Source organism: Yokenella regensburgei, assembly GCF_003634235.1.
Lineage (GTDB): Bacteria > Pseudomonadota > Gammaproteobacteria > Enterobacterales > Enterobacteriaceae > Yokenella > Yokenella regensburgei.
In genome coordinates, this window is sequence record NZ_RBIZ01000003.1 from 1,205,178 (window position 1) to 1,227,088 (window position 21,911).

Annotated in this window: 21 protein-coding genes; 12 read left to right on the plus strand and 9 right to left on the minus strand. The window is 55.7% G+C overall.

What is annotated here, in order from left to right:
* Nucleotides 1-134: 134 nt before the first annotated feature.
* A complete protein-coding gene (ydeE, locus tag C7387_RS06045; protein WP_040903549.1) occupies nt 135-1,325 on the plus strand; it encodes an efflux MFS transporter YdeE in 1,191 nt (396 codons plus the stop codon).
* A 114-nt stretch (nt 1,326-1,439) separates the two neighbouring features.
* The gene (locus C7387_RS06050) at nt 1,440-1,898 is read left to right on the plus strand and encodes a helix-turn-helix domain-containing protein (protein WP_120816294.1); all 459 of its coding nucleotides are present in this window, start codon (nt 1,440-1,442) and stop codon (nt 1,896-1,898) included.
* Here C7387_RS06050 and C7387_RS06055 read toward each other — a convergent pair whose 3' ends face one another.
* Nucleotides 1,899-3,095 carry an MFS transporter gene (locus tag C7387_RS06055; RefSeq protein ID WP_120816295.1) on the minus strand — a complete coding sequence of 399 codons (1,197 nt, stop codon included), beginning with the start codon at nt 3,093-3,095 and terminating at the stop codon, nt 1,899-1,901. It abuts the gene before it with no gap.
* Between the two features lie 268 nt (nt 3,096-3,363).
* On the opposite strand from C7387_RS06055, the gene mgtS reads away from it, so the two are divergent.
* Entirely contained in the window at nt 3,364-3,459 is a 96-nt protein-coding gene (mgtS, locus tag C7387_RS06060) for a protein MgtS (protein ID WP_087943270.1), read from the plus strand.
* A 408-nt stretch (nt 3,460-3,867) separates the two neighbouring features.
* Entirely contained in the window at nt 3,868-4,983 is a 1,116-nt protein-coding gene (locus tag C7387_RS06065; protein WP_038257554.1) for an AI-2E family transporter, read from the plus strand.
* A gap of 30 nt (nt 4,984-5,013) precedes the next feature.
* Here the strand turns inward: C7387_RS06065 and C7387_RS06070 are convergent, their stop codons facing one another.
* The gene (locus C7387_RS06070) at nt 5,014-6,201 is read right to left on the minus strand and encodes a glycoside hydrolase family 5 protein (RefSeq protein ID WP_120816296.1); all 1,188 of its coding nucleotides are present in this window, start codon (nt 6,199-6,201) and stop codon (nt 5,014-5,016) included.
* Between the two features lie 30 nt (nt 6,202-6,231).
* The gene (gene dcp / locus C7387_RS06075; RefSeq protein WP_120816297.1) at nt 6,232-8,274 is read right to left on the minus strand and encodes a peptidyl-dipeptidase Dcp; all 2,043 of its coding nucleotides are present in this window, start codon (nt 8,272-8,274) and stop codon (nt 6,232-6,234) included.
* A 143-nt stretch (nt 8,275-8,417) separates the two neighbouring features.
* Here dcp and ydfG point away from each other — a divergent pair, with 143 nt between their 5' ends.
* From ydfG to C7387_RS06090, 3 genes are all read left to right on the plus strand, one after another.
* Nucleotides 8,418-9,164 carry a bifunctional NADP-dependent 3-hydroxy acid dehydrogenase/3-hydroxypropionate dehydrogenase YdfG gene (ydfG, locus tag C7387_RS06080; protein WP_006819980.1) on the plus strand — a complete coding sequence of 249 codons (747 nt, stop codon included), beginning with the start codon at nt 8,418-8,420 and terminating at the stop codon, nt 9,162-9,164.
* A 93-nt stretch (nt 9,165-9,257) separates the two neighbouring features.
* A complete protein-coding gene (locus tag C7387_RS06085) occupies nt 9,258-9,944 on the plus strand; it encodes a GntR family transcriptional regulator (protein WP_006819979.1) in 687 nt (228 codons plus the stop codon).
* A gap of 50 nt (nt 9,945-9,994) precedes the next feature.
* Nucleotides 9,995-10,735 carry a YbgA family protein gene (locus C7387_RS06090; RefSeq protein WP_120816298.1) on the plus strand — a complete coding sequence of 247 codons (741 nt, stop codon included), beginning with the start codon at nt 9,995-9,997 and terminating at the stop codon, nt 10,733-10,735.
* 37 nt (nt 10,736-10,772) lie between these two features.
* Here the strand turns inward: C7387_RS06090 and C7387_RS06095 are convergent, their stop codons facing one another.
* The 5 genes from C7387_RS06095 to C7387_RS06115 form a co-directional block, all read right to left on the minus strand.
* The gene (locus C7387_RS06095) at nt 10,773-12,236 is read right to left on the minus strand and encodes a mannitol dehydrogenase family protein (protein ID WP_120816299.1); all 1,464 of its coding nucleotides are present in this window, start codon (nt 12,234-12,236) and stop codon (nt 10,773-10,775) included.
* A 105-nt stretch (nt 12,237-12,341) separates the two neighbouring features.
* Nucleotides 12,342-13,793 carry an MFS transporter gene (locus tag C7387_RS06100; protein ID WP_258521985.1) on the minus strand — a complete coding sequence of 484 codons (1,452 nt, stop codon included), beginning with the start codon at nt 13,791-13,793 and terminating at the stop codon, nt 12,342-12,344.
* Nucleotides 13,789-14,808: a Zn-dependent oxidoreductase gene (locus tag C7387_RS06105; RefSeq protein ID WP_120816300.1), complete on the minus strand. Its 1,020-nt coding sequence runs from the start codon at nt 14,806-14,808 to the stop codon at nt 13,789-13,791. The genes C7387_RS06100 and C7387_RS06105 overlap by 5 nt, the downstream gene beginning before the upstream one ends.
* A 12-nt stretch (nt 14,809-14,820) precedes the next feature.
* Nucleotides 14,821-16,035 carry a D-mannonate dehydratase ManD gene (gene manD / locus C7387_RS06110; protein ID WP_038257563.1) on the minus strand — a complete coding sequence of 405 codons (1,215 nt, stop codon included), beginning with the start codon at nt 16,033-16,035 and terminating at the stop codon, nt 14,821-14,823.
* 128 nt (nt 16,036-16,163) lie between these two features.
* Nucleotides 16,164-16,490 (minus strand): YnfA family protein, encoded by a 327-nt coding sequence (locus tag C7387_RS06115; protein WP_006819973.1) that lies wholly within the window; start codon nt 16,488-16,490, stop codon nt 16,164-16,166.
* A 133-nt stretch (nt 16,491-16,623) separates the two neighbouring features.
* On the opposite strand from C7387_RS06115, the gene C7387_RS06120 reads away from it, so the two are divergent.
* Both C7387_RS06120 and speG read left to right on the plus strand, forming a co-directional pair.
* Entirely contained in the window at nt 16,624-16,965 is a 342-nt protein-coding gene (locus tag C7387_RS06120; RefSeq protein ID WP_006819972.1) for a DUF1283 family protein, read from the plus strand.
* A gap of 56 nt (nt 16,966-17,021) precedes the next feature.
* Nucleotides 17,022-17,582: a spermidine N1-acetyltransferase gene (gene speG, locus C7387_RS06125; protein ID WP_006819971.1), complete on the plus strand. Its 561-nt coding sequence runs from the start codon at nt 17,022-17,024 to the stop codon at nt 17,580-17,582.
* Here the strand turns inward: speG and C7387_RS06130 are convergent.
* Nucleotides 17,576-18,286 carry a YnfC family lipoprotein gene (locus C7387_RS06130; RefSeq protein ID WP_081874679.1) on the minus strand — a complete coding sequence of 237 codons (711 nt, stop codon included), beginning with the start codon at nt 18,284-18,286 and terminating at the stop codon, nt 17,576-17,578. The genes speG and C7387_RS06130 overlap by 7 nt on opposite strands.
* A gap of 104 nt (nt 18,287-18,390) precedes the next feature.
* On the opposite strand from C7387_RS06130, the gene C7387_RS06135 reads away from it, so the two are divergent.
* The 3 genes from C7387_RS06135 (at nt 18,391) to dmsD (ending at nt 21,858) form a co-directional block, all read left to right on the plus strand.
* Complete coding sequence (locus C7387_RS06135; RefSeq protein WP_006819969.1) at nt 18,391-18,663, plus strand: DUF1161 domain-containing protein; 273 nt, start codon at nt 18,391-18,393, stop codon at nt 18,661-18,663.
* Nucleotides 18,664-18,762: 99 nt separating this feature from the next.
* Nucleotides 18,763-21,192: a selenate/tellurate reductase subunit YnfE gene (gene ynfE / locus C7387_RS06140; protein ID WP_120816301.1), complete on the plus strand. Its 2,430-nt coding sequence runs from the start codon at nt 18,763-18,765 to the stop codon at nt 21,190-21,192.
* 51 nt (nt 21,193-21,243) lie between these two features.
* Nucleotides 21,244-21,858, plus strand: a complete 615-nt coding sequence (dmsD, locus tag C7387_RS06145) for a Tat proofreading chaperone DmsD (protein WP_120816302.1) — start codon at nt 21,244-21,246, stop codon at nt 21,856-21,858.
* Nucleotides 21,859-21,911 lie beyond the last annotated feature (53 nt).

Genomic DNA, 21,911 nt, shown 5'->3' on the forward strand with positions numbered 1-21,911 from the left:
GTTCGTCATAGATCATTATTTTTGGCAGGGAGAAAAAGCATTTACCGACACGAGTTCATCTGTACAACACCCGGGGAGGCGTGATACTCCTGAATGACATAACATTATTATTACAATCAATGTCGGGCAGAAAAATGAACTTAAGTACCAGGCGCTCTACCGCAGCGCTGCTGGCGTCGTCGTTGCTGTTAACAATTGGCCGTGGCGCCACCCTCCCTTTTATGGCTATCTACCTCTCGCGTCAGTTTTCACTTGGTGTGGATGCGATTGGCTATGCCATGACTATCGCGCTGACCGTTGGCGTGGTATTCAGCCTGGGGTTCGGCATCCTCGCCGATAAGTTCGACAAAAAACGCTATATGCTGTTGTCGATTGCCGCGTTTATCGGCGGTTTTGTGGCGATTCCGCTGGTCGACAGTGTACCTTTAGTGGTGCTGTTCTTTGCCCTTATCAACTGCGCTTATTCGGTGTTTGCGACCGTGCTTAAGGCCTATTTCGCCGATACTCTGGCGTCGACGGCGAAAGCGCGGATCTTCTCGCTCAACTATACCTTCCTCAATATTGGCTGGACGGTCGGACCGCCGATTGGCACCTGGCTTGTGATGTACAGCATCAACCTGCCGTTCTGGCTGGCCGCTATCTGCGCGGCGTTTCCGCTGGTGTTTATTCAACTCTGGGTGCAGAAGATTGCCGTCGTGGACCATCAGGATCCGACCGCAGCATGGTCACCTTCGGTGCTGCTGCGCGATCGGGCGCTTTTGTGGTTTACCCTCTCTGGCCTGCTGGCATCGTTCGTTGGCGGATCGTTTGCCTCCTGCCTTTCGCAGTATGTTCTGGTCGTGGCCGACGGTGAGTTTGCCGAGAAAGTCATCACCGTTATTCTTCCGGTGAACGCCGCCGTCGTGGTGTCGTTGCAGTACGCAATAGGCCGTAAACTGACGACCACTAACCTTCGTCCATTGATGGCGCTGGGTACCCTCTGTTTTGTCCTTGGATTAGTCGGCTTTATGTTTGCCGGCTCCAGTCTCTGGTTCTGGGGGATTGCCGCCGCCATATTTACCCTTGGGGAGGTGATTTACGCGCCTGGCGAATATATGCTCATCGACAATATTGCTCCCCCGGGGTTGAAAGCGAGCTATTTCTCGGCTCAGGCCCTCGGGTGGTTAGGCGCGGCGTTTAACCCGATGTTGACCGGGATGATCCTCACCAATCTGCCGTCGTGGTCGCTGTTTGCTATTCTTATCACCGCCATTGTGGCGGCGTGGTTAATGATGATTCGCGGCATGAACGTTGGCCCGGGTGAAGGTCAACTGAGCCCGGTGTAAGGCGCTGTCAGCGGTCTGTCGCCTCCGTGTCGGGCTGCTGTCGGGTTAAGATCGTGTTGTTTTCGCGGGCCTTGTTCGAGAATAACCACCGGATACCTGATTCGGAGAAAACTCATGAACACCATTAAAGCGCTGCGTCTGCAGCATGCCTGGTCCCAGGAGCAGCTGGCAGAAATGGCGGCGGTCAGCGTTCGTACCATTCAGCGGATTGAGAACGGTGAACGCCCGGGGCTGGAGACCTTAAGTGCGCTGGCAGCCGTATTTGAAGTCAGCGTGGCGGAACTCAGTGGGGAAGTGGAAAACCGTGATGCAACGCTCGACAAACGCATCGAGGATGCCCGCCAGCAGGTGCATCACGAGTCGCGCTTCTGGCGGTCGCTGCTGACCGCCGTGGTCGTCTGCGCCCTGCTGTTCGCCATCAATCACTTTACCTCACCGGCAAACCTCTGGTCATTGTGGGTCATGGCTATCTGGGGCGCGTTACTGTTCGTGCGTGGGCTGCGGATTTTCCTCTTTGCCGGCGCCATTGAACGCTGGCGAAAAGCGCGTCTGCAAAAGCTGCTGCGGAAGTAATCAGCTAATTTGCATGCTGTCTGCGGGTTTCAGCCACAAATAGAGCAGCGTGGCGACGCAGACGGCGGCACCGGTAAAGAAGGTGTATTCCGCCCCCCACGTCTCCCAGATAATGCCAGCCCCGAGGCTCGCAATAAGCAGACCCATTCCGCTGACCATACTGAATATACCAAACGCCGTGCCGCGCAGATCCTGCGGCGCAGTATGTGCAATCATCGCCGCCAGCAGTCCCTGCGTCATTCCCATATGCAGCCCCCAGAGCGCAACGCCAACGAGGATGCCGCTCCAGTGAGCACTGAATGCCAGTACCAGATCGGCCGCGATCAGCACCACCAGGCCAAGCTGCAGTAGTCGGGTATGGCTCATCGCATCTGAAAGTTTGCCAAAGGGGTAAGCTGAGAAAAAGTACAGCAGGTTCATCGCCACCATCACCAGGGGGATCAGTGCAAGCGGAATAGCCGCCTGCTGGGCGCGCAGCACCAGGAAGGCCTCGCTGAAACGCGCCAGAGTAAATACCGCACCAAGGCCTATCACCCACCAGCAGCCGCGCCCGAGACGCTGTATATTTTCACGTTTAATCGGGTTAGTGCGCTTATGCGTCACCGGGGTCCGCGGTTCTTTCAGACCGAAGAACAGCAGCGCTACGGCCAGCACGCCGGGGATCACCGCCACCCAGAAAATGGTACGAAAGTCGTTGTCCCACAGCAGCATCAGCACGACCGCCAGCAGTGGGCCTAAAAATGCCCCCACGGTGTCCATCGACTGGCGCAGCCCATAGGCCGCGCCGCGAATTTCCGGCGGCGTGACGTCGGCGACCAGCGCATCACGGGGAGCTCCTCGGATGCCCTTCCCAACCCTGTCAATAAGCCGGGCGCTGAGGATCATGCCCGAGCTGGAAGCTATCGCAAACAGGGGTTTGCTGAGCGCGCCAAGTCCATAGCCAAGCAGCGCCAGCCCTTTGCGTTTCCCCAGATAATCGCTAATTGCGCCAGAAAAGACTTTGATGATAAGCGCGGTGGCTTCTGCCAGCCCTTCGATGAGACCAATCAGGATGACGCTGGCGCCCAGGGTGGTTGCCATAAACAGAGGTAGCAGGCTGTGGATGAGTTCAGAGGAAATATCCATCAGCATGCTGACACCGCCGACGACCCAGACGCCCTGAGGAATACGGCTTAAGGTACTGAACCGGGATAACATACCGTGGCGCTCCTGCTAGCAGAAAAATCGCATTAAACCTTACTTTTACCACAATATAAATGCGAATGAGTGTCGTTTAATCAAAATGTTAGCAGAACGCCGCGCGTTGTTGCATTTTGTCAGCCACTCTTTACCAGACAGGCGAAATTATTCACATAGTTAATGATTTGTTTAAGTTCACCAGGGTATTATTTGTGCAATTACAGCGCATTTCACAACGGTAGTCAGAGAGGTAGTACAGCGTACTTAAACATAACGGAGGTTAATCATGCTGGGAAACATGCATGTATTCATGGCGGTACTGGGAACGATCCTTTTTTCCGGTTTTCTCGCTGCGTATTTCAGCCATAAATGGGATGACTAATGAACGATAATCCCCACCCGTAAAAGCCCCTTGTTGCATCACGCACAAGGGGCTATTTTTTTGCCCAAATTCCATGAAAAAGGCAAAAAAAAACCGCCAGAGACTGGCGGTAAATGCTTGCATGGATAGATTTGTATTATACCTGAAGCCCTTATCTGGCCATTCCATGTCCTGACTCAGGCTACTGAGGCTAACCTATCACCCACAACTTCAATGGGGCCTAAACGGTCGGATGTTACCCCAATAAATCACGTACTTGCCTGGCGCTAAGAAACTGGTTATCTGCTCAGCGCACAACTCCCGAAGCCATTTCCCCCATCAATGAGAAGCCCGCTGACCGCTTTTCCTATGGAAAATCAGCCATAAACCACTATATTTCGTGACATGGATCGCTAAATCGGTGACATCATGAGATATAAAGGACTGAACAAAGGCTTTTTCATTTTAATTTTGCTGGTGGTGACACTGGCCTTCTTCCAGGTACTGGGCCAGTGGTACTCTGCCATTCTGTGGGCCGCTATTCTGGCCGTGATTTTCCATCCGCTCAAAACCCGCCTACGCCACCGACTGGGCGATCGCAACGGGCTGGCGTCGTTTTTGATGCTGGTCATCATCTGCCTGATTGTCATTACCCCACTGGCGATTATCGCTTCGTCTCTGGCGATCGAAATGAACCTGGTTTACACCCGTTTGCAGGGAAACGAGACGCAGTTTCCAACGGCGGTGGCCCAGGTCATTCATCACCTCCCTGGATGGGCGAGACAACTGCTTGCCGAGCATAATCTCAATACGGCCTCGGAGATCCAGAAGCAGCTTTCCGAGATTACCCTTAAAGGTGGTCAGTACATCGCGGGCAGCGTATTCATGATTGGTAAAGGAACCTTCAGCGTTACCGTAGGTTTCGGCATCATGCTGTATCTGCTGTTCTTCCTGCTCAAAGACGGGGCTTATCTGGTGACGACTATCCTCGAAGCGATCCCGCTGTCCGATTATGTAAAACACCACCTGTTTATGAAGTTTGTCGCCGTTTCCCGGGCGACGGTAAAAGGCACTCTGGTGGTCGCCGTGGTTCAGGGGGCGCTGGGCGGGCTGGCATTTTACTTTACCGGCATCGATGGCAGCCTGCTGTGGGGAGCGCTGATGGCTTTCCTGTCGCTTATTCCGGCGGTGGGCTCGGCGATCGTCTGGGTTCCTGCGGCAATTTACTTCTTTGCAAGCAGCATGCTGTGGCAGGGGCTGTTCATCGTCGGCTTCTTCGTCATTGTGATTGGCCTTATCGATAACATTCTGCGTCCGTTACTGGTTGGCAAAGACACCAGAATGGCGGACTGGCTTATCCTGATTGCGACGCTTGGCGGTATGGAAATCTACGGCATCAACGGCTTTGTGATTGGACCATTGATTGCAGCGCTGTTTATCGCGTGCTGGAACCTGCTCTCCGGGCGTGACCATCAGGGTAACGTAGATGAAATCGACGAAGAGTTTATCGAGGAAGGTAACAAACACCCCGGGCGCGAACCCTAAAAAACAGAAGGCCCCGCGGGGCCTTTTATTTTATGGCGCAGTGGGAGCTAAGCGTTTCTGAATGGGCGCAAATTCTGCCGTGGCTTTTCGTGGTACGGGATCCGGCAGATTCTGCTCCATCGCCTGCCAGTATTTCCATGGCACTTTACCACTACCCAGTTCGTAATCCATGCCGTCCCAGGCGTCCTCGCGGAAGCTGTAAAACGCCCAGTGAGACTGGCGCTCGTCGAGAACCTGCAGCACATCCTCCAGCCACTGGGTGCAGCCTTTCAGGGTGCGAATACAACCAAACTCCCCGGCCACAACGCGGTTTTGCGGCACCTGGTGACGTTCCGCCCAGTCGTAGGGTGCCGCCATCCATTTAGCAACGGTCCCGGCATCCCAGTTCACCAATTCCCCGCCAAAAGGGACGTTGCCTGGGTACACATACGGTGTTTTACGGCGAACGTTAGGCGTACTGGTAAAGGCATAGGGTTCATACATGTGGAAACTGTACAACACGCGATCGTCTTTAAGCCGCTCAGGCCAGCCGGAAAAACCACGCGCAGAGCCATACCAGCCACCGTCAACCATCACCGGCGTCACCTTATCCACTTCGCGGATAGCCGCGATGACCTCATTGTAAAACTGCGGCAGATTACGGGCGGTTCCCTGCTGCTGTTGGTACCAGTCGCTCAGGGCGGCAACCGTTGCCTGCTCGCTCAGTCCGGTGGTTTTTTCCGGGGCCGGTTCGTTAATGAGATTGTACGCGGCAATCGCCGGTTTATCTTTCAACGCCTGCGCCAGATCGCGCCAGAAGCGAATGGCTGAGTCCCAGCGCTTTTTGTCCTGCCACAGGCGGTCATCAAACTTGCCGCCGTTATTTTGCGACCAGCGCATCCACGGCAGAGACAGCGGCGCAATAACCACTTTCAGCCCCGCCTTATCTGCCCGCGCCAGCACCTGTTTGAGCGTAGCCAGATCCTGCGGCGAAAGATGCTGATAATTATCGGCATCGCCAATCAGAAAATCCCGCCCCTCCGGTTTCCATTTATCCCAAGAGAGACGCACCCAGGTCGCGCCGTAGCCGCGCAGGCTCTGGAAATAGGCCTCATCAGGTGGCAAACGGTTAAAGCTGTTGCCGCCGTGCTGCGGTTGATCCCAGAAGTGAATCTGATCGGCCGCCTGAACCTGCGCTGCCATCAGCAGCGCTACACAAAGTGAGAATCGTTTTTTCATCCCTGTCCTGATTGCTTATTAGCGGTTGAATTACTGTAAGCCCCGATTCACCAGCATTGGCTCAATGTACGGATCGTGCCCGCGCCAGTCACGGTACAGCGCCTCGAGTGGGCTACTATTACCACGAGAAAGCACCGCATCGCGAAAGCGCTGCCCGTTATCGCGATTCAGACCACCCTGCTCAACAAACCACTGATAGCCGTCGTCGGCGAGCATTTGCGTCCATAAGTAGGCGTAATACCCCGCCGCATAGCCACCACCAAAGATATGGGCGAAATAGCTGCTGCGGTAACGTGGAGGCACGGCGGCCAGATTCAGATCCTCGGCGGCCAGAGCCTGTGCTTCGAACTGGTCAACGTCCTGCGGTGTCGCCGAGTCCCCAACGCTGTGCCAGTGCATATCCAGCAGCGCGGCGCTCAGCAGTTCGGTCATGTCATAGCCTTTGTTGAACGTGGCGGCGCGGAACATGCTGTCGCGCAGCGTTTCCGGCATCGGTTCACCGCTTTCAAAATGACGCGCATAGTGGGCAAATACCTGCGGGTGGCTGGCCCAGTGCTCGTTAATCTGCGACGGGAATTCGACGAAATCACGCGGCGTGCGGGTACCGGAAAGCCCCGGATAACGCTGGCTGGCGAACAGGCCGTGCAGCGTATGGCCAAACTCATGGAACAATGTGATCACATCATCCCAGGAGAGCAGCGCCGCCAGCCCCGCAGCCGGTTTTTGATAGTTGCAGACGTTGTAAATGACCGGGCGGGTGCCAAGCAGCGTGGACTGTTGTACCAGGTTATCCATCCACGCGCCGCCGGATTTACTGTCGCGAGCGAAGAAATCGCCATAGAACAGCGCCATGCCTTCGCCGTTGTTATCGAAGATCTCCCAGACGCGCACGTCAGGGTGCCAGACGGGAATATCAAAGCGTTCGATAAAACGAATGCCAAAGAGCTGCGACGCCGTCCAGAACACCCCGTCCTGCAGGACGCGGTCGAGGGCAAAATAGGGTTTGATTTGCGACTCATCGAGGGCATAACGCGCGCGGCGAACCTGTTCGCTGTACCAGGGCCAGTCCCACGCTTCGGCGTTAAAACCGCCCTTTTCTGCGTCTATCATCTGCTGGATGTCGGCAAGCTCCGCTTCGGCACGGGCGCGCGCGGCTGGGGTAATCTCGCGCATGAACTGATACGCGGCGGCCGGCGTTTTGGCCATCTGGTCAGCCATGCTCCAGCTTGCATAATCGGCAAAGCCCAGCAACGCCGCCTGGCGGGCGCGAATAGCCACTATGCGCCTGATAAGCGAGCGGGTATCGTTTTCATCGCCCTTTTCGGTGCGCTGCCAGCTGGCTTTGAACAGCTTCTCACGGGTTGCGCGATGGCTCAGCGCCGACAGCGCCGGTTGCTGGGTGGTGTTCAGCAGCGGCAGCAGCCAGCGCCCGACAAGCCCTTTATCGCGGGCGGCACCGGCAGCGGCCGCTATCTCATCGGCGGAAAGCCCCGCCAGCTGTTTTTCATCGTCAACCACCAGGCCGCCGCTTTTCGCCGCCCCCAGCAGATGTTGGTTAAACTGGCTGTTTAAAGTGGCGATTTCAGCGTTGAGTGATTTCAGTTCACGCTTCTGCTCTGCCCCGAGGGTGGCTCCGGCCAGCAGGAATTGCTGATAGACAACCTCAACTAAGCGCAGCGATTCTGCATCCAGCTCCAGGGACGCTCTTTGTTGCCACAGCGTCTGAACGCGTTCAAACAGCGCATCGTTAAGATAAATATCGCTGCCAAGCTCCGCCAGCGCGGCAGAGAATAATGGGTCGAGCTCCAGAATAGCGTCGTTGGTATTCGCCGAGGCCATCGAGAAAAACACCGTGGTCACCCGCGTCAGCATGTCACCGCTTTTTTCCAGCGCCTCAAAGGTGTTGGCAAAGGTAGCAGGAGCCGGGTTGTTGGCAATGGCGGCGATTTCTTCGCGTTTACGTTTTATCGCTTCATCAAACGCCGGGCGGTAGTGCTCATCTTTAATACGACCAAACGGGGGGGCCTGATACGGCAGCAGGCTGGATTCAAAAAATGGATTATTGGCGGACATCATCTTCTCCCGACTTTTCAGCGTATTGCCCAGAGTAGGCGCAGGCCCGCAAAACCGCAATCCTTAAAGCCTCAGCAATCATTTTTCGCAGACCGAGATCGTGCTATGGTAGTCAGACATGAAAAGCGTTGAGGAACAGTGAGATGATTATCCTGGTTACCGGGGCGACCGCCGGTTTTGGTGAGTGCATCACCCGTCGTTTTATCGCTAATGGCCATAAAGTTATCGCGACCGGCCGTCGCCACGAGCGTCTGCAGGAGCTGCAGGAGGAGTTCGGTGACCGCATTCTGACCGCGCAACTCGACGTCCGTAACCGCGCCGCTATCGAAGAGATGATGGAAGGTCTGCCTGCCGACTGGCGCAGCATTGACGTACTGGTCAACAACGCTGGTCTGGCGCTGGGGCTTGAACCCGCGCACAAAGCGAACCTCGAAGACTGGGAAACCATGATCGACACCAACAACAAAGGTCTGGTATATATGACCCGCGCTGTGCTGCCGGGCATGGTTGAGCGTAACCGTGGCCACATCATCAATATTGGTTCCACGGCAGGAAACTGGCCGTATGCCGGTGGCAACGTCTATGGCGCCACCAAAGCCTTCGTGCGCCAGTTCAGCCTGAACCTGCGTACCGATCTGCACGGTACCGCCATTCGCGTGACTGACATTGAACCCGGTCTGGTTGGCGGCACCGAGTTCTCCAACGTGCGTTTCAAAGGCGACGACGAGAAGGCGGGCAAAGCCTATGAGAACGCTAACGCCCTGACGCCAGAAGACGTCACCGAAACCGTCTGGTGGGTGGCGACGTTACCTGCGCACGTCAACATCAATACCGTTGAAATGATGCCGGTCAGCCAGTCGTTTGCGGGTCTGAGCGTGCACCGCTCCTGATCCCCCCTCTTCCCGGCCCACCGTGGCCGGGTTGGGCGTACTGGCAAAAAATGTCTAAAATCATGTCGTTAATCCGTTAAAAAGTAAGAGCCAATGGCCGCTGAATCGCAATTAAACCCAACACAGCCTGTTAACCAGCAGATCTACCGGATCCTGCGCCGGGAGATCGTCCATTGCCTGATCCCGCCGGGAACCCCGCTTTCCGAAAAAGAGGTCTCCGTACGTTTTGACGTCTCGCGTCAGCCGGTGCGGGAGGCATTCATCAAGCTTGCGGAAAACGGCCTTATCCAGATCCGCCCGCAGCGCGGCAGCTACGTGAACAAAATATCCCTCTCCCAGGTGCGCAACGGCTGCTTTGTTCGCCAGGCCATCGAATGCGCGGTGGTTCGCCGTGCCGCAGGGCTTATCAACGACGCGCAGTGCTACCAGCTGGAAAAGAACCTGCAGCAGCAGCGAATCGCCATTGAGCGTCATCAGCCGAACGATTTCTTCCTGCTGGATGATGAGTTCCACCAGACGCTGTCGGGTATTGCCGACTGCCAGCTGGCGTGGGACACCATTGAAAACATCAAAGCCGCTATCGACCGGGTGCGCTACATGAGCCTCGATCACATTTCCTCCCCGGAAATGTTGCTGCGCCAGCACTACGATATCTTCAATGCGCTGGAAAAACGCGACGCCGATGCGGTGGTAAAAGCGATGACCCTGCATCTGGATGAAATCAGCGAGTCTGTCTTATTAATTCGTCAGGAAAACAGCGACTGGTTTAGCGAAGAATAAGACCTGAGCCCCCGACTTTTCACCTGAATCATACGGCTAAGGACAACATCATGAACACGCTTCCCGTTATCGGCATAACAGGCTCCAGTGAACCTTTTGACGGCGGGCTTAAGCGGATGGGCCTGGTGATGAATACGCTGACGGACTGGGTGACGTTTAAACCCATTAGCACTCCGTTACTCCCCTTACAGACTGATGTATCAGGCGTGATTGTCGCAGATGCTTCATCGGCGGCGGAGCTGTTGCAGCACTCTCCCTGGCTGCCGGTCGAAGAAGACCGCCGCCTGCAGGAGCCTTCGTTGCGGGAAAACTTTATCGAACGCGTTTTTGCTCTCCACGACGTTAATCGCCTGCAAGCTCATGGCATCACCCGGCATGCCCTGCTGGCTTTTCACAGCCGCTATAAGCTGCAATTGCTGGCACACCACCAGCCGGGTTATCGCGAGATTGGTCCGCTCGTCGCGTCACTGCATGAATGGGAAGATCTGGAGACTTTTTTCGTGATGTACCGGGAAAAGCTGATGGCTATTCTGCAGAAGGTCGCGACGCGACAGAATCACACTAACGTACTGATGCACATTCAGGGCTACTTCCGCAATCAACTGAACGCCAGGCAGCGCGCTGAACTGCGCGAGTCAATCCTCAGCTATCTCGCCGGGCAGTTACCGCTTCTCGCCCCGGTCACGCTTCTGAAGCGCTATCTGGATGAATATCCAGACCACTATCTGCTGACGCAAAACTATTTTACGCCGTATCCGGAAGATTTAGGTTTGCGGCTGCTGGTGAACTGAGACTTCCCCCTCGTTAACGAGGGGGAACAGGACGGGATTACAGAGATCCGGCGGCGGCAGCAACGGTGGCTTTCGCGCCGTTTTCGAGCAGTGACAGATAAGCCTTCGTGACTTTGCTGACAAACAGATTCTCCAGCGGCAGCTCTTTGCCGAAGATCGCTTCAATACTCAGCAGCGCCTGTACGCGCGCTTCGCCTTCCGCGCTGTGCCGCACCGCCGCCTGAATTTCAGCGAGTAGCGGATCGCACACTTCAATGGCATTGCCCTGTTCATCCACGCCGCCGACGTAGCGCATCCAGCCCGCCACGCCCAGCGCCAGCAGATCAAACGGAGTCTGATGCACCAGGTGCCAGCGCACGGAATCCAACATCCGCTGCGGCAGCTTCTGGCTTCCGTCCATAGCAATCTGCCAGGTACGGTGGCGCAGCGCCGGATTGCTGTAACGATCGATGAGCAGCCCGGCATAACGGCCGAGATCCACCCCCTTCACCTTCAGCGTGGGTGCCTGCTCTTTCAGCATCAGGGCATGTGCGGCACGGCGATAGTTATCATCTTCCATGCAGTCGTTGATGTGCTGATACCCCGCCAGATAGCCGAGATACGCGAGGAAGGAATGGCTGCCGTTAAGCATACGCAGCTTCATCTCTTCAAACGGAATAACATCGCTGACCAGCTCCGCCCCCGCCTTTTCCCACTGCGGACGACCGGCGACGAAGTTATCTTCGATCACCCACTGGCGGAACGGCTCGCAGGCCACACCTGCCGGGTCGCGCACGCCGGTCAACTGCTCAATTTTATCAAGCGTATCGGCGGTGACGGCCGGAACGATGCGGTCAACCATCGTCGACGGGAAGGTGACGTGTTGTTCAATCCAGGCTGCCAGCCCGGCATCTACCGCGCGGGCGTAAGCGCAGACCACCTTACGCAGCACATGGCCGTTCTCCGGCATATTGTCGCAGGACATCACGCTGAAGGCGGCAAGCCCGGCGGCTTTACGCCGCGCCAGCGCTTCGACGATAACGCCCGGCGCAGAGCGCGGATGGTGCGGATCCCGCAGATCGGCAGCAATGAGCGGGTGATCGAGCATAAGTTCGCCGGTGGCCGGTGAATGACAGTAGCCCTTTTCGGTGATAGTCAGGGATACAATCGCCACCTGCGGCTCGCACATGGCGCTGAATACGGTTTCCAGGCCATCCACTTCGGCATGCAGCGCGCGTTTTACCACCCCAACAACGCGGGCGGTCCAGGCATCGGCGGACATTTCCGCCACGGTATAGAGGGTGTTTTGTTGATTCAGGTCGGCAATCTGCTGTTCGCCGCCAATCAGGTTAACCTCGGTATAACCCCAGTCGCTGCCGTGTTCAGCGGCCAGAATATCGGCGTATACCGCCTGATGCGCGCGGTGAAACGCGCCAAAACCCAGGTGCACAATGCGCGGTACCAGCGCATTGCGGTCGTATACGGGAAGCGTTGCTTTCGCGGTCAGTAGCTTGTTTTGCATCGTTGTACTCACTGTGTAGAAAACTGATTGCCATACTAGATTAACGAGTGTTTTCACCGATGTTTTGATTTACGTTAATTTATACGCAATTGGTATGACATCATTCTAAAGTTGTGTGACACCCGTAATAACCGCTTCCTTTCCTGGCTTGTCTGCAGCGTCGTAAGGCAGGCTCAGGTCGCGGTCGCATACCTCAGGCATGAAGAGCGCAGAAAGCAGGCCAATGACCGAGTAGCAGACAATCATCACCACAATTGGCAACCACGAACCGGTGATGTTGCAGAAAATCCCCGCCAGCAGTGGGCCAAAACCGACGGCAACCAGTCCCCCCACCTCCTTGGAGATCGCCATGCGTGTAAAGCGATTACCGGAGCCAAACATCTCCGCCATTGTGATGTTTTCAAGAGCAAACAGACCCAGCACCGCCACGTTATGAATAATGATGATCGAGGCCATAATCGCACCAGGCGCATAGTTTTTATCGACCACAATAGACAACATCGGGTAAGCGAGGACGATCGCCGACAGGCTGACGATGATGTACGGTAACCGGCGGCCAAACTTGTCGGACAACCAGCCCAGCAGCGGAATGGTGATGAATCCGAGCACCGAACTTATCATCAGCGCATCCGTGGGAATGGCTTTATCGAACATCAGTTGCTGTACCAGGTAGCCCGCGAGGAACGTCTGAATAAGCCCGGAGTTCCCCGCCTGACCAAAGCGCAGCCCGGTTGCCAGCCAGAAGGATTTGCTTTTGAACATTGCGCCAAGGCTGCCCGCGTTTGATTCCTGTTGCACCGCCGAACCGCCCGCTTCGCTTACCTTTTCGAATACCGGGCTCTCTTTCAGATTGAGACGCAGCCAGATAGCGAAAACCATCACCACGACACTTGCCAGAAACGGTACGCGCCAGCCCCAGGCAACCAGCTCTTCGCGATCGAGGGCGAAAAACATCACCGCCCAAATCGCCGTAGCGCTGAGGGTGCCACAGTTGGTGCCCATGGCAACCAGAGAAGAGATAATCCCGCGCTTCCCTTTCGGTGCATATTCAGCCAGCATGGTCCCGGCACCGGAGATTTCCGCTCCGGCACCCAGCCCCTGAACAATACGCAGCGTCACCAGCAGCACCGGCGCAAAAATACCAATCTGTGCGTAGGTGGGCAGCACGCCTATCAACGTGGTACAGATCCCCATCATGGTGATAGTGATAAACAGCACCTTCTTGCGGCCAATGCGGTCGCCCATTTTGCCAAAGATAAAAGCGCCAACGATGCGGGCGATATACCCGGCACCGTAGGTGCCCATGGCGAGGATCAGTGCCATCGCCGCAGACTGTTCCGGGAAGAAAATTTCATGGAATACCAGCGCCGCACCAAGTGAATACAGCTGAAAATCCATAAACTCCAGCGCGGTGCCAAGCCAGCCCGAAACCGCCGCGCGGACCAGGTCTTTCGTACTTCTTTCATGTGTAACGTCTGTCATGGTAGCTATCTCTGTGAGGTAAGATGCGTACGACGTAATCGCATAAATAAAAACCCATTGGGTTGAACAATTAATCCGCGAAAGTCAGCAAAACTTTGCAGCAGTGTTGTTGGTCTTGTTCGAATTTGGTCAGGGCATCAACGACGTTTCGATAATCAAAGCGGTGGGTGACCAGTTTTTCCGGTTGAATCAGGCCCTGCTCGAGCCACTGCAGCACCTGCGGGAACTTGTTCGCATTTAACCGCGAGGAGAAAATCGACAGCTCTTTGCCGGTGATCGCCTGCTGGGTAATGCTGCTCGGCTCACTGGAAAAGCCCATGATGACAATCCGCGCCGCCGGAGAAGCCAGCGCAATGGCTTCGGCCAGAATGGTCGGATGGCAAGCTGCATCAACAATCAGCGTGGGCTGGAGCCCCTGTTCGTTCAGCCATTCCGGGAGCGACCGCTGCGCATTATTGAAGATGAGATCGGCGCCGCAGGTTTTCGCCAGCGTCAGTCGCTCATCAATACGATCGACAACGATAACCGTTTTGACGTGGTACACGTGCTTTAGCACCTGAACGGTGGTGAGCCCCATCGGACCTGCACCATAAATCAGGGCAACATCCTGTTCATTGGGCGCAACCTGCCCGGTTACGTTGGCCGCAATGGTGAACGGCTCCGTCATCACACCCTGTTCGTCGGTCACCGAATCGGGGACAACCCAGGCATTTTTAGCCGGTACCACGGTGTATTCACTGAACCCGCCGTCACGGTGTACGCCCAGCACAACCAGCGAAGTACAGACGTTCGGTTTGCCGACTTTGCAGGGATAGCAGTGACCACAGCTGATCACCGGATCAATACAGACCCGCTCCCCCAGACGTTTATGGTCAACCCCCTCACCCACGGCATCTATCACCCCCAGGAACTCATGGCCAATCACGCGCGGGTAGCGGGCAAATGGGTTATGCCCACGGTAGATATGGCTGTCGGAGCCGCAGATCCCCGCAAGTTTTACTCTGACACGCACTTCCCCGACGCCCGGCTGCGGTAACGGACGAACGCTGATGTTCAACTGATTCGCCTGCTCAATCACAATGCTTTTCATCTTATTCTCCTGTTACCAGTTCCAGAGGGTGCCATCTTCCAGCCGTGCTATCGGCAGACAGGCCGGATCGTAGGGGTATTTCGCCGCCAGTTTTTCATCGAACTCAATGCCGATGCCGGGTTTTTCACCAGGATGCATATAACCGTTATCAAAGCGCCAGCTGTGCGGGAACACTTCCAGCATTTGCTCCGAATAGCCCATGTATTCCTGCACCCCAAAATTCGGTACCCACAGGTCGAAGTGCAGCGCGGCGGCCATACACACCGGGGAGAGATCCGACGGGCCATGAGCGCCGGTACGCACCTGGTAGAGCGCGGCAAAATCAGCAATTCGCCGCATGCCGGTAATCCCCCCGGCGTGAGTTAAGGTGGTGCGGATATAGTCGATGAGCTGCTCTTCGATAAGCTGCTTACAGTCCCAGATACTGTTAAACACTTCACCTACCGCAATGGGTGTTACCGTATGCTGGCGAATCAGGCGGAAGCAGGCCTGGTTTTCTGCCGGCGTCGGATCCTCCATCCAGAACAGACGATAATCCTCCACGCTTTTGCCAAAACGCGCGGCTTCTATCGGCGTCAGCCGATGGTGCATGTCGTGTAACAGATGTTCGTTAAAGCCGAATTTCTCCCGCACGCGGGCAAACAGTGAGGGAGTGAAATCGAGATACTTCTCGCTCGACCACAGTTGTTCTTCCGGCCATAAGCCTTTAGTGGCGGGTTCATACGCCAGTCCCTTGCCTTTTGCCATACCGTAGGTGGTTTTCATGCCCGGGATCCCGCACTGGACACGAATCGCTTTAAAGCCCATCTCTTTATGCCGCGCGTAGTCGTCGAGCACCTCATCAATAGAGTGCCCGGTGGTATGGCAATAGACCATCACCCCTTCCCGCGAAGCGCCGCCCAAAAGCTGGTACAGCGGCATCCCTGCTGCTTTAGCTTTGATATCCCACAACGCCATATCGACAGCAGAAATCGCCGACATGGTGACCGGGCCGCGCCGCCAGTAGGCGCCTTTATAGAAGCATTGCCAGATATCCTCGATGCGCCGGGCATCGCGGCCAATCAGCTGCGGGCACAGATGATCCTGCAGATATGAGGCAACCGAGAGTTCACGTCCGTTGAGCGTGGCATCGCCCAGCCCGGTAAGACCGTCTTCGGTGGTGATTTTTAGCGTGACGAAGTTGCGTCCAGGACAGGTGACAAAAACTTCTGCACCAGTGATTTTCATGAGTTCGATCCTTTTCTCTTTACGGGTATGCCACAACCATAATCAATCACCCTACTACCATACAAGTATATTGATCACAAAATCAGCACAACAGAGAAAAGAATATATTGCGGCCGAAGCCGCAGAAATTATGCGCGTCCCCACCCGGCAACGATGATGAGCATGCCGCACAGGGCAACGCCAGCGCCAACCCAGTCGTAGGCACTGAGGCGTACTCCGTCCACCGCGCGCATCCAGATGAGTGCGGTAAAGACATAGACACCGCCATAGGCGGCATATACGCGCCCGCTGGCCGCCGGGTGAAGCGTCAGAAGCCAGACAAACAGCGCCAGCGAAAGCGCCGCCGGGAGAAGCAACAGCGGTGTTGCCCCCCGCTTCAGCCATAGCCAGGGCAGATAGCAGCCAATGATTTCACACAGGGCGGTGGCGAAAAAAAGCAGAGAGGTTTTAATCATCGTTTGGTAACTATTCAATAAAGTTGAACTATCTTACGCGAATACCGTCTGTATGGCAGTGGTATGACGTAGAAAAGGAATATAGTAAACTCACCGTTGGGTTTACCGTTTTCATCATCGAAAGGATACTGAAATGAAAATTACACTTAGCAAACGCCTGTGCCTGACGGCTATGCTGACGCTGGGTGCCATCGTGTACACTGCTTCTGCTAGCGCCGAGACCAGCAAACTGGTTATTGAATCCGGCGATAGTGCCCAGAGCCGCCAGCATGCCGCCATGGAAAAGGAACAATGGAACGATACCCGCTCCTTACGCAACAAAGTGAACACCCGCGCTGAGAAAGAGTGGGACAAAACGGACACCGCCTTTGATGCCCGCGACAAGTGCGAGCAAAGTGCTAATCTTAACGCTTACTGGGAACCTAACACCCTGCGTTGTCTCGATCGTAGCACCGGCCGGGCTGTCGCGCCGTAATTCAACCAGGTGCCAAATGCTGGCACCTTTCATGACTCTCACCAAAAGGACTTTTCATGGCTGATGCGCCAACCATCAAGCTACGCCCGCTGGAGCGCGAAGATCTGCGCTTCGTCCATCAACTCGATAACAATGCCAGCGTTATGCGTTACTGGTTCGAAGAACCCTACGAGGCATTTGTTGAACTCTCCGACCTGTATGATAAGCACATTCACGATCAGAGCGAACGACGTTTTGTGGTGGAATACGCAGGCGAGAAAGCCGGGTTGGTCGAGTTAGTGGAAATCAACCACGTCCACCGCCGCGCAGAGTTCCAGATTATTATTTCCCCGGAGCATCAGGGTAAAGGGCTGGCCTCTAAAGCTGCAAAGCTTGCGATGGACTACGGGTTCACCGTGCTGAACCTGTATAAGCTGTATCTCATTGTTGATAAAGAGAATGAGAAGGCTATTCATATCTACCGTAAACTCGGTTTTATGGTGGAGGGGGAACTCATCCATGAGTTCTTCATCAACGGTGAATACCGCAACACGATTCGGATGTGCATCTTCCAGAACCAGTATCTGGCGGTTCACAAAGCGCCAGCGCCGACCCTGCTGAAGCCCACGGCTCAGTAATATTCGATAGTGTTCTTGATAGTGTAATTCCGCACTACCGGCGGTTTTACACTGTCATCGGTCATTTTCAGTTCGCAGCTCACCGGGTTATCGTGACGGTCGTATTTACACTGCTGGGACGCATCCCCTATTTTCTTATCATTGAGCAGGCTCACCGCCGTGTAGTCCATGCGCTTACGCAGATCTTTTGAAGGGGTTAACGCAACCGCCAGCTTTTCGTCCTGGGCCGCCGTGGTTTTCCCCAGCGGATACCCGTCTTTGGCATAGCTGTAGGTCATCTGTACATCTTTGCTATGCGCCGCAACCACAAACCCGTTGTCGTCGGTCTCCCAGGTTAATCCTGCCGCCGGCAGTTCCGCCAGTTGGCATTTACCCTGCAACTTAATCCGTTTTTCGTCAGTCGTGGCATCAACATAGTAGTTGGCATCCAGTACCAGCGCTGCGCCGGTGTTGTGCTCCACGTCTTTCAGTTCGAGCAGGTCAAAACACCCCTCTTCTGACATTTTGGCATTGACCTGCTTGCTTGTTTTGCCGTCTTCATCCATCAGCGTCTGGCTGAAGGCTTTGACCGGGCCACGCAGCGGATCGAAATCAAATTCGTTTGAGAAACTGGCCATTTCCGGGGTAAAGCTTGCCGGAGCCGTGGCGTTATCACATCCGGCGAGCACGCACGCCATCGACACCATTATCAGCGCTTTCTTCACACAATCTTCCTGTTCAGGGATTTTTCTCATTCATTTTAGCAAATACAGTTATTTACACTAGCTCTGCTATGCTGAGATGATGAACGCGTGACAAGGAGGCAAAGATGAAATCAGCAAAATGGCTACTGGCTTTACTGGTGGTTGCGGCAGCGCCCGCGCTGGCGGCCCCGGAGTCCTGTGAAAGGGTAAAAAGCGACATTGAGCAGAAGATTATCGGCAATGGCGTTCCGGAATCAGGTTTTTCCCTGAGCATTGTGCCTAACGATCAGGCCGACCAGCCTGGTGCCCAGGTCGTAGGCCACTGCGCCAACGACACCTTCAAAATTCTTTATACCCGCACCTCTGGCGCACAAGACGCTTCTGGCGAAGCGCAGTAACCGCTTTCAGCCAGATTATCCCCGGTTTGACCGGGGATAATGTTCTCATACCTCCCAATAAGTACTATTCCCCCCATCTTGCGAAAAATGGGGGTAGTCATGTCCGAAATCGAACATTCAGGCGGGATCAGCCGTCGATCGCTGCTAAAAAATTCTGCGATTGGATCGCTGGCGCTGGCCGCGGGTGGCATGTCGCTCCCGTTTCGTCTGAATGCAGCAGCGGAGGCGGTGCAACAGGCGAAAGATAGCGTGGTCTGGGGCGCCTGCTCCGTTAACTGCGGCAGCCGCTGTGCGCTGCGCCTGCACGTGCGGGACAACGAAGTCTACTGGGTAGAAACCGACAACACCGGCGACGACGTTTACGGCAATCACCAGGTGCGTGCCTGTCTGCGCGGTCGTTCAATTCGTCGGCGCATTAATCACCCGGAACGCCTGAATTATCCGATGAAACGCGTGGGCAAACGCGGCGAAGGTAAGTTTGAGCGCATCAGCTGGGATGAGGCGCTGGATATGCTGGCGGACAACCTGCAGCGCACGGTTAAAGAACACGGCAATGAAGCGGTGTATATCAACTACGCCTCGGGGATCGTCGGCGGCAATATAACCCGTTCGTCACCGTCGGCCTCGCTGGTTGCGCGATTAATGAACTGCTACGGCGGTTATCTGAATCAGTACGGTACTTATAGTACCGCGCAGATTGCCTGCGCGATGCCGTACACCTACGGCACTAACGAGGGCAACAGCACTTCGGATATCGAGAACAGCAAGCTGGTGGTGATGTTCGGTAATAATCCTGCCGAAACGCGGATGAGCGGCGGTGGCATTACTTATTATCTTGAACAGGCGCGCGAACGCTCTAACGCCAGGATGATTGTCATCGACCCGCGCTATACCGATACCGCAGCCGGACGTGAAGATGAGTGGATCCCTATCCGCCCGGGTACCGACGCCGCGCTGGTCGCGGGGATCGCCTGGGTACTGATTACGGAGAACCTCGTCGATCAGCCGTTCCTCGACACATACTGCGTCGGCTACGATGAGAAAACCCTGCCGGAAGGCGCTCCGGCAAACGGCCATTACAAGGCTTATATTCTCGGCCAGGGTGACGACGGTGTGGCGAAAACGCCGGACTGGGCAGCGCGCATTACCGGTATTCCGGCTGAAAAAATCACCCAGCTTGCCCGCGAAATTGGCATGACCAAACCGGCGTATATCTGCCAGGGCTGGGGGCCACAGCGTCAGGCCAACGGCGAGCTCACCTCCCGCGCCATTGCAATGCTGCCCATTCTCACCGGCAACGTTGGGATTAATGGCGGCAACAGCGGCGCTCGCGAGTCCACTTATACCATCACCATTGAACGCATGCCGGTGCTGAAGAACCCAGTGAAAACGGCGATATCCTGCTTCAGCTGGACCGACGCCATCGATCGCGGTACTGAAATGACCGCCCTGCGCGACGGCGTGCGCGGTAAAGACAAACTCGATGTCCCGATTAAGTTCTTCTGGAACTACGCGGGCAACACCATCATCAACCAGCACTCTGATATTAACCGCACCCACGACATTCTGCAGGATGAATCAAAGTGCGAAACGATCGTGGTGATTGAGAACTTTATGACCGCGTCGGCGAAGTACGCCGACCTGCTGCTCCCGGATCTGATGACCGTTGAGCAGGAAGATATTATCCCGAACGACTACGCCGGTAACATGGGCTATCTGATATTCATTCAGCCCGCGACCACCGCGAAGTTTGAACGAAAACCCATTTACTGGATCCTGAGCGAAGTTGCGAAACGTCTGGGGCCGGACGTCCATCAGGCGTTCACCGAAGGCCGCAGCCAGGCCGAATGGTTACAATACCTGTACGCTAAAATGACCGCCAAAGACCCGGCGCTTCCGGCTTATGACGAGCTCAAACGGATGGGGATCTACAAGCGCAAAGATCCGAATGGTCACCTTGTCGCTTACAAAGCGTTTCGCGATGACCCCGCCGCCAATCCGTTGAAAACGCCGTCAGGAAAAATTGAGATCTACTCGGGCCAGCTTGCTGATATCGCCAGCCGCTGGGATCTGGATAAAGATGAGACCATCAGCCCGCTGCCGGTATACGCTTCCACCTTCGAAGGCTGGGACAGCCCGCTGCGCGCCCATCTTCCGCTGCAGCTGTTTGGTTTTCACTATAAGGCCCGCACCCACTCAAGCTACGGCAATATCGACGTGCTGCAGGCCGCCTGTCGTCAGGAAGTGTGGATGAACCCCGTCGATGCGCAAAAACGGGAGATCCGCAATGGCGATATGGTTCGGGTGTTTAACGAACGTGGCGAGCTGCGCATTCCGGCAAAAGTGACGCCACGCATCATGCCGGGCGTCACCGCCATGGGCCAGGGGGCCTGGCACGATGCCAATATGACCGGAGACCGTATTGATCACGGAAGCTGTATTAACACGCTGACGACGCACCGCCCTTCGCCGCTGGCGAAAGGTAATCCGCAGCACACTAATCTGGTAGAGATTGAAAAGATCTCCTGATACTGAGGGTATACTCCTCGTTATTGCCACGCCCATTAAAGGAATTATGTGATGATTGATGAGCAACAGCGCGAGTCCTTCGCTTTTGCCACTCGCGTACTTGGCGCCCTGTTTTACTTTGCGCCGGATAATGCACAGACCGCGCCGCTGGCTAACGCTTTCCAGGACGGCACCTGGCTTGCACAGTGGCCGGACGCCACGCCGGAAGTGGCGGCGCTGACGGAGGGCTTTGCGGCAACCAACGACGAGACGCTGCCGGAGTCGTATCAGCGCCTGTTTGTTGGACCCTGGGCGCTGCCAGCACCGCCGTGGGGTTCGGTCTGGCTCGACCGTGAGAACGTGCTATTCGGAGACTCCACCCTCGCGTTGCGCCAGTGGATGCGGGAAAAAGGCATCGCCTTTGATGTGTCGCAGAACGAGCCGGAAGACCATTTTGGCACGCTGCTGATGCTTGCCACCTGGCTTACCGACAGCCAACGGTACGACGATTGCGACGAGCTGCTGGCCTGGCACCTGCTGCCATGGTCATCGCGCTTCCTTGAGGTCTTTATCGCGAACGCTGGCCATCCGTTCTATGCGGCGCTGGGTAAGCTGGCACAGCTGACTCTGGCGCAGGCGCGCGAAACGCTGCTTATCCCGGTTGCCGAGAAAAAGCTCTACCGCTAACCCATCGGGTTTTAGGGGGAGAGTTTTCTCCCCTTAATTTTATTCACTATTCA

What these genes read in the sequence shown, in the direction of transcription:
- C7387_RS06120 (WP_006819972.1), top strand. Translation starts at nt 16,624, where the DNA reads ATGAAAATTACACTTAGCAAACGCCTGTGCCTGACGGCTATGCTGACG.
- C7387_RS06090 (WP_120816298.1), top strand. Translation starts at nt 9,995, where the DNA reads ATGAACACGCTTCCCGTTATCGGCATAACAGGCTCCAGTGAACCTTTT.
- C7387_RS06135 (WP_006819969.1), top strand. Translation starts at nt 18,391, where the DNA reads ATGAAATCAGCAAAATGGCTACTGGCTTTACTGGTGGTTGCGGCAGCG.
- C7387_RS06105 (WP_120816300.1), bottom strand. Translation starts at nt 14,808, where the DNA reads ATGAAAAGCATTGTGATTGAGCAGGCGAATCAGTTGAACATCAGCGTT.
- dcp (WP_120816297.1), bottom strand. Translation starts at nt 8,274, where the DNA reads ATGTCCGCCAATAATCCATTTTTTGAATCCAGCCTGCTGCCGTATCAG.
- C7387_RS06070 (WP_120816296.1), bottom strand. Translation starts at nt 6,201, where the DNA reads ATGAAAAAACGATTCTCACTTTGTGTAGCGCTGCTGATGGCAGCGCAG.
- C7387_RS06055 (WP_120816295.1), bottom strand. Translation starts at nt 3,095, where the DNA reads ATGTTATCCCGGTTCAGTACCTTAAGCCGTATTCCTCAGGGCGTCTGG.
- C7387_RS06115 (WP_006819973.1), bottom strand. Translation starts at nt 16,490, where the DNA reads ATGATTAAAACCTCTCTGCTTTTTTTCGCCACCGCCCTGTGTGAAATC.
- dmsD (WP_120816302.1), top strand. Translation starts at nt 21,244, where the DNA reads ATGATTGATGAGCAACAGCGCGAGTCCTTCGCTTTTGCCACTCGCGTA.
- ydfG (WP_006819980.1), top strand. Translation starts at nt 8,418, where the DNA reads ATGATTATCCTGGTTACCGGGGCGACCGCCGGTTTTGGTGAGTGCATC.
- C7387_RS06095 (WP_120816299.1), bottom strand. Translation starts at nt 12,236, where the DNA reads ATGCAAAACAAGCTACTGACCGCGAAAGCAACGCTTCCCGTATACGAC.
- ydeE (WP_040903549.1), top strand. Translation starts at nt 135, where the DNA reads ATGAACTTAAGTACCAGGCGCTCTACCGCAGCGCTGCTGGCGTCGTCG.
- ynfE (WP_120816301.1), top strand. Translation starts at nt 18,763, where the DNA reads ATGTCCGAAATCGAACATTCAGGCGGGATCAGCCGTCGATCGCTGCTA.
- manD (WP_038257563.1), bottom strand. Translation starts at nt 16,035, where the DNA reads ATGAAAATCACTGGTGCAGAAGTTTTTGTCACCTGTCCTGGACGCAAC.
- speG (WP_006819971.1), top strand. Translation starts at nt 17,022, where the DNA reads ATGGCTGATGCGCCAACCATCAAGCTACGCCCGCTGGAGCGCGAAGAT.
- C7387_RS06065 (WP_038257554.1), top strand. Translation starts at nt 3,868, where the DNA reads ATGAGATATAAAGGACTGAACAAAGGCTTTTTCATTTTAATTTTGCTG.
- C7387_RS06085 (WP_006819979.1), top strand. Translation starts at nt 9,258, where the DNA reads ATGGCCGCTGAATCGCAATTAAACCCAACACAGCCTGTTAACCAGCAG.
- C7387_RS06050 (WP_120816294.1), top strand. Translation starts at nt 1,440, where the DNA reads ATGAACACCATTAAAGCGCTGCGTCTGCAGCATGCCTGGTCCCAGGAG.
- mgtS (WP_087943270.1), top strand. Translation starts at nt 3,364, where the DNA reads ATGCTGGGAAACATGCATGTATTCATGGCGGTACTGGGAACGATCCTT.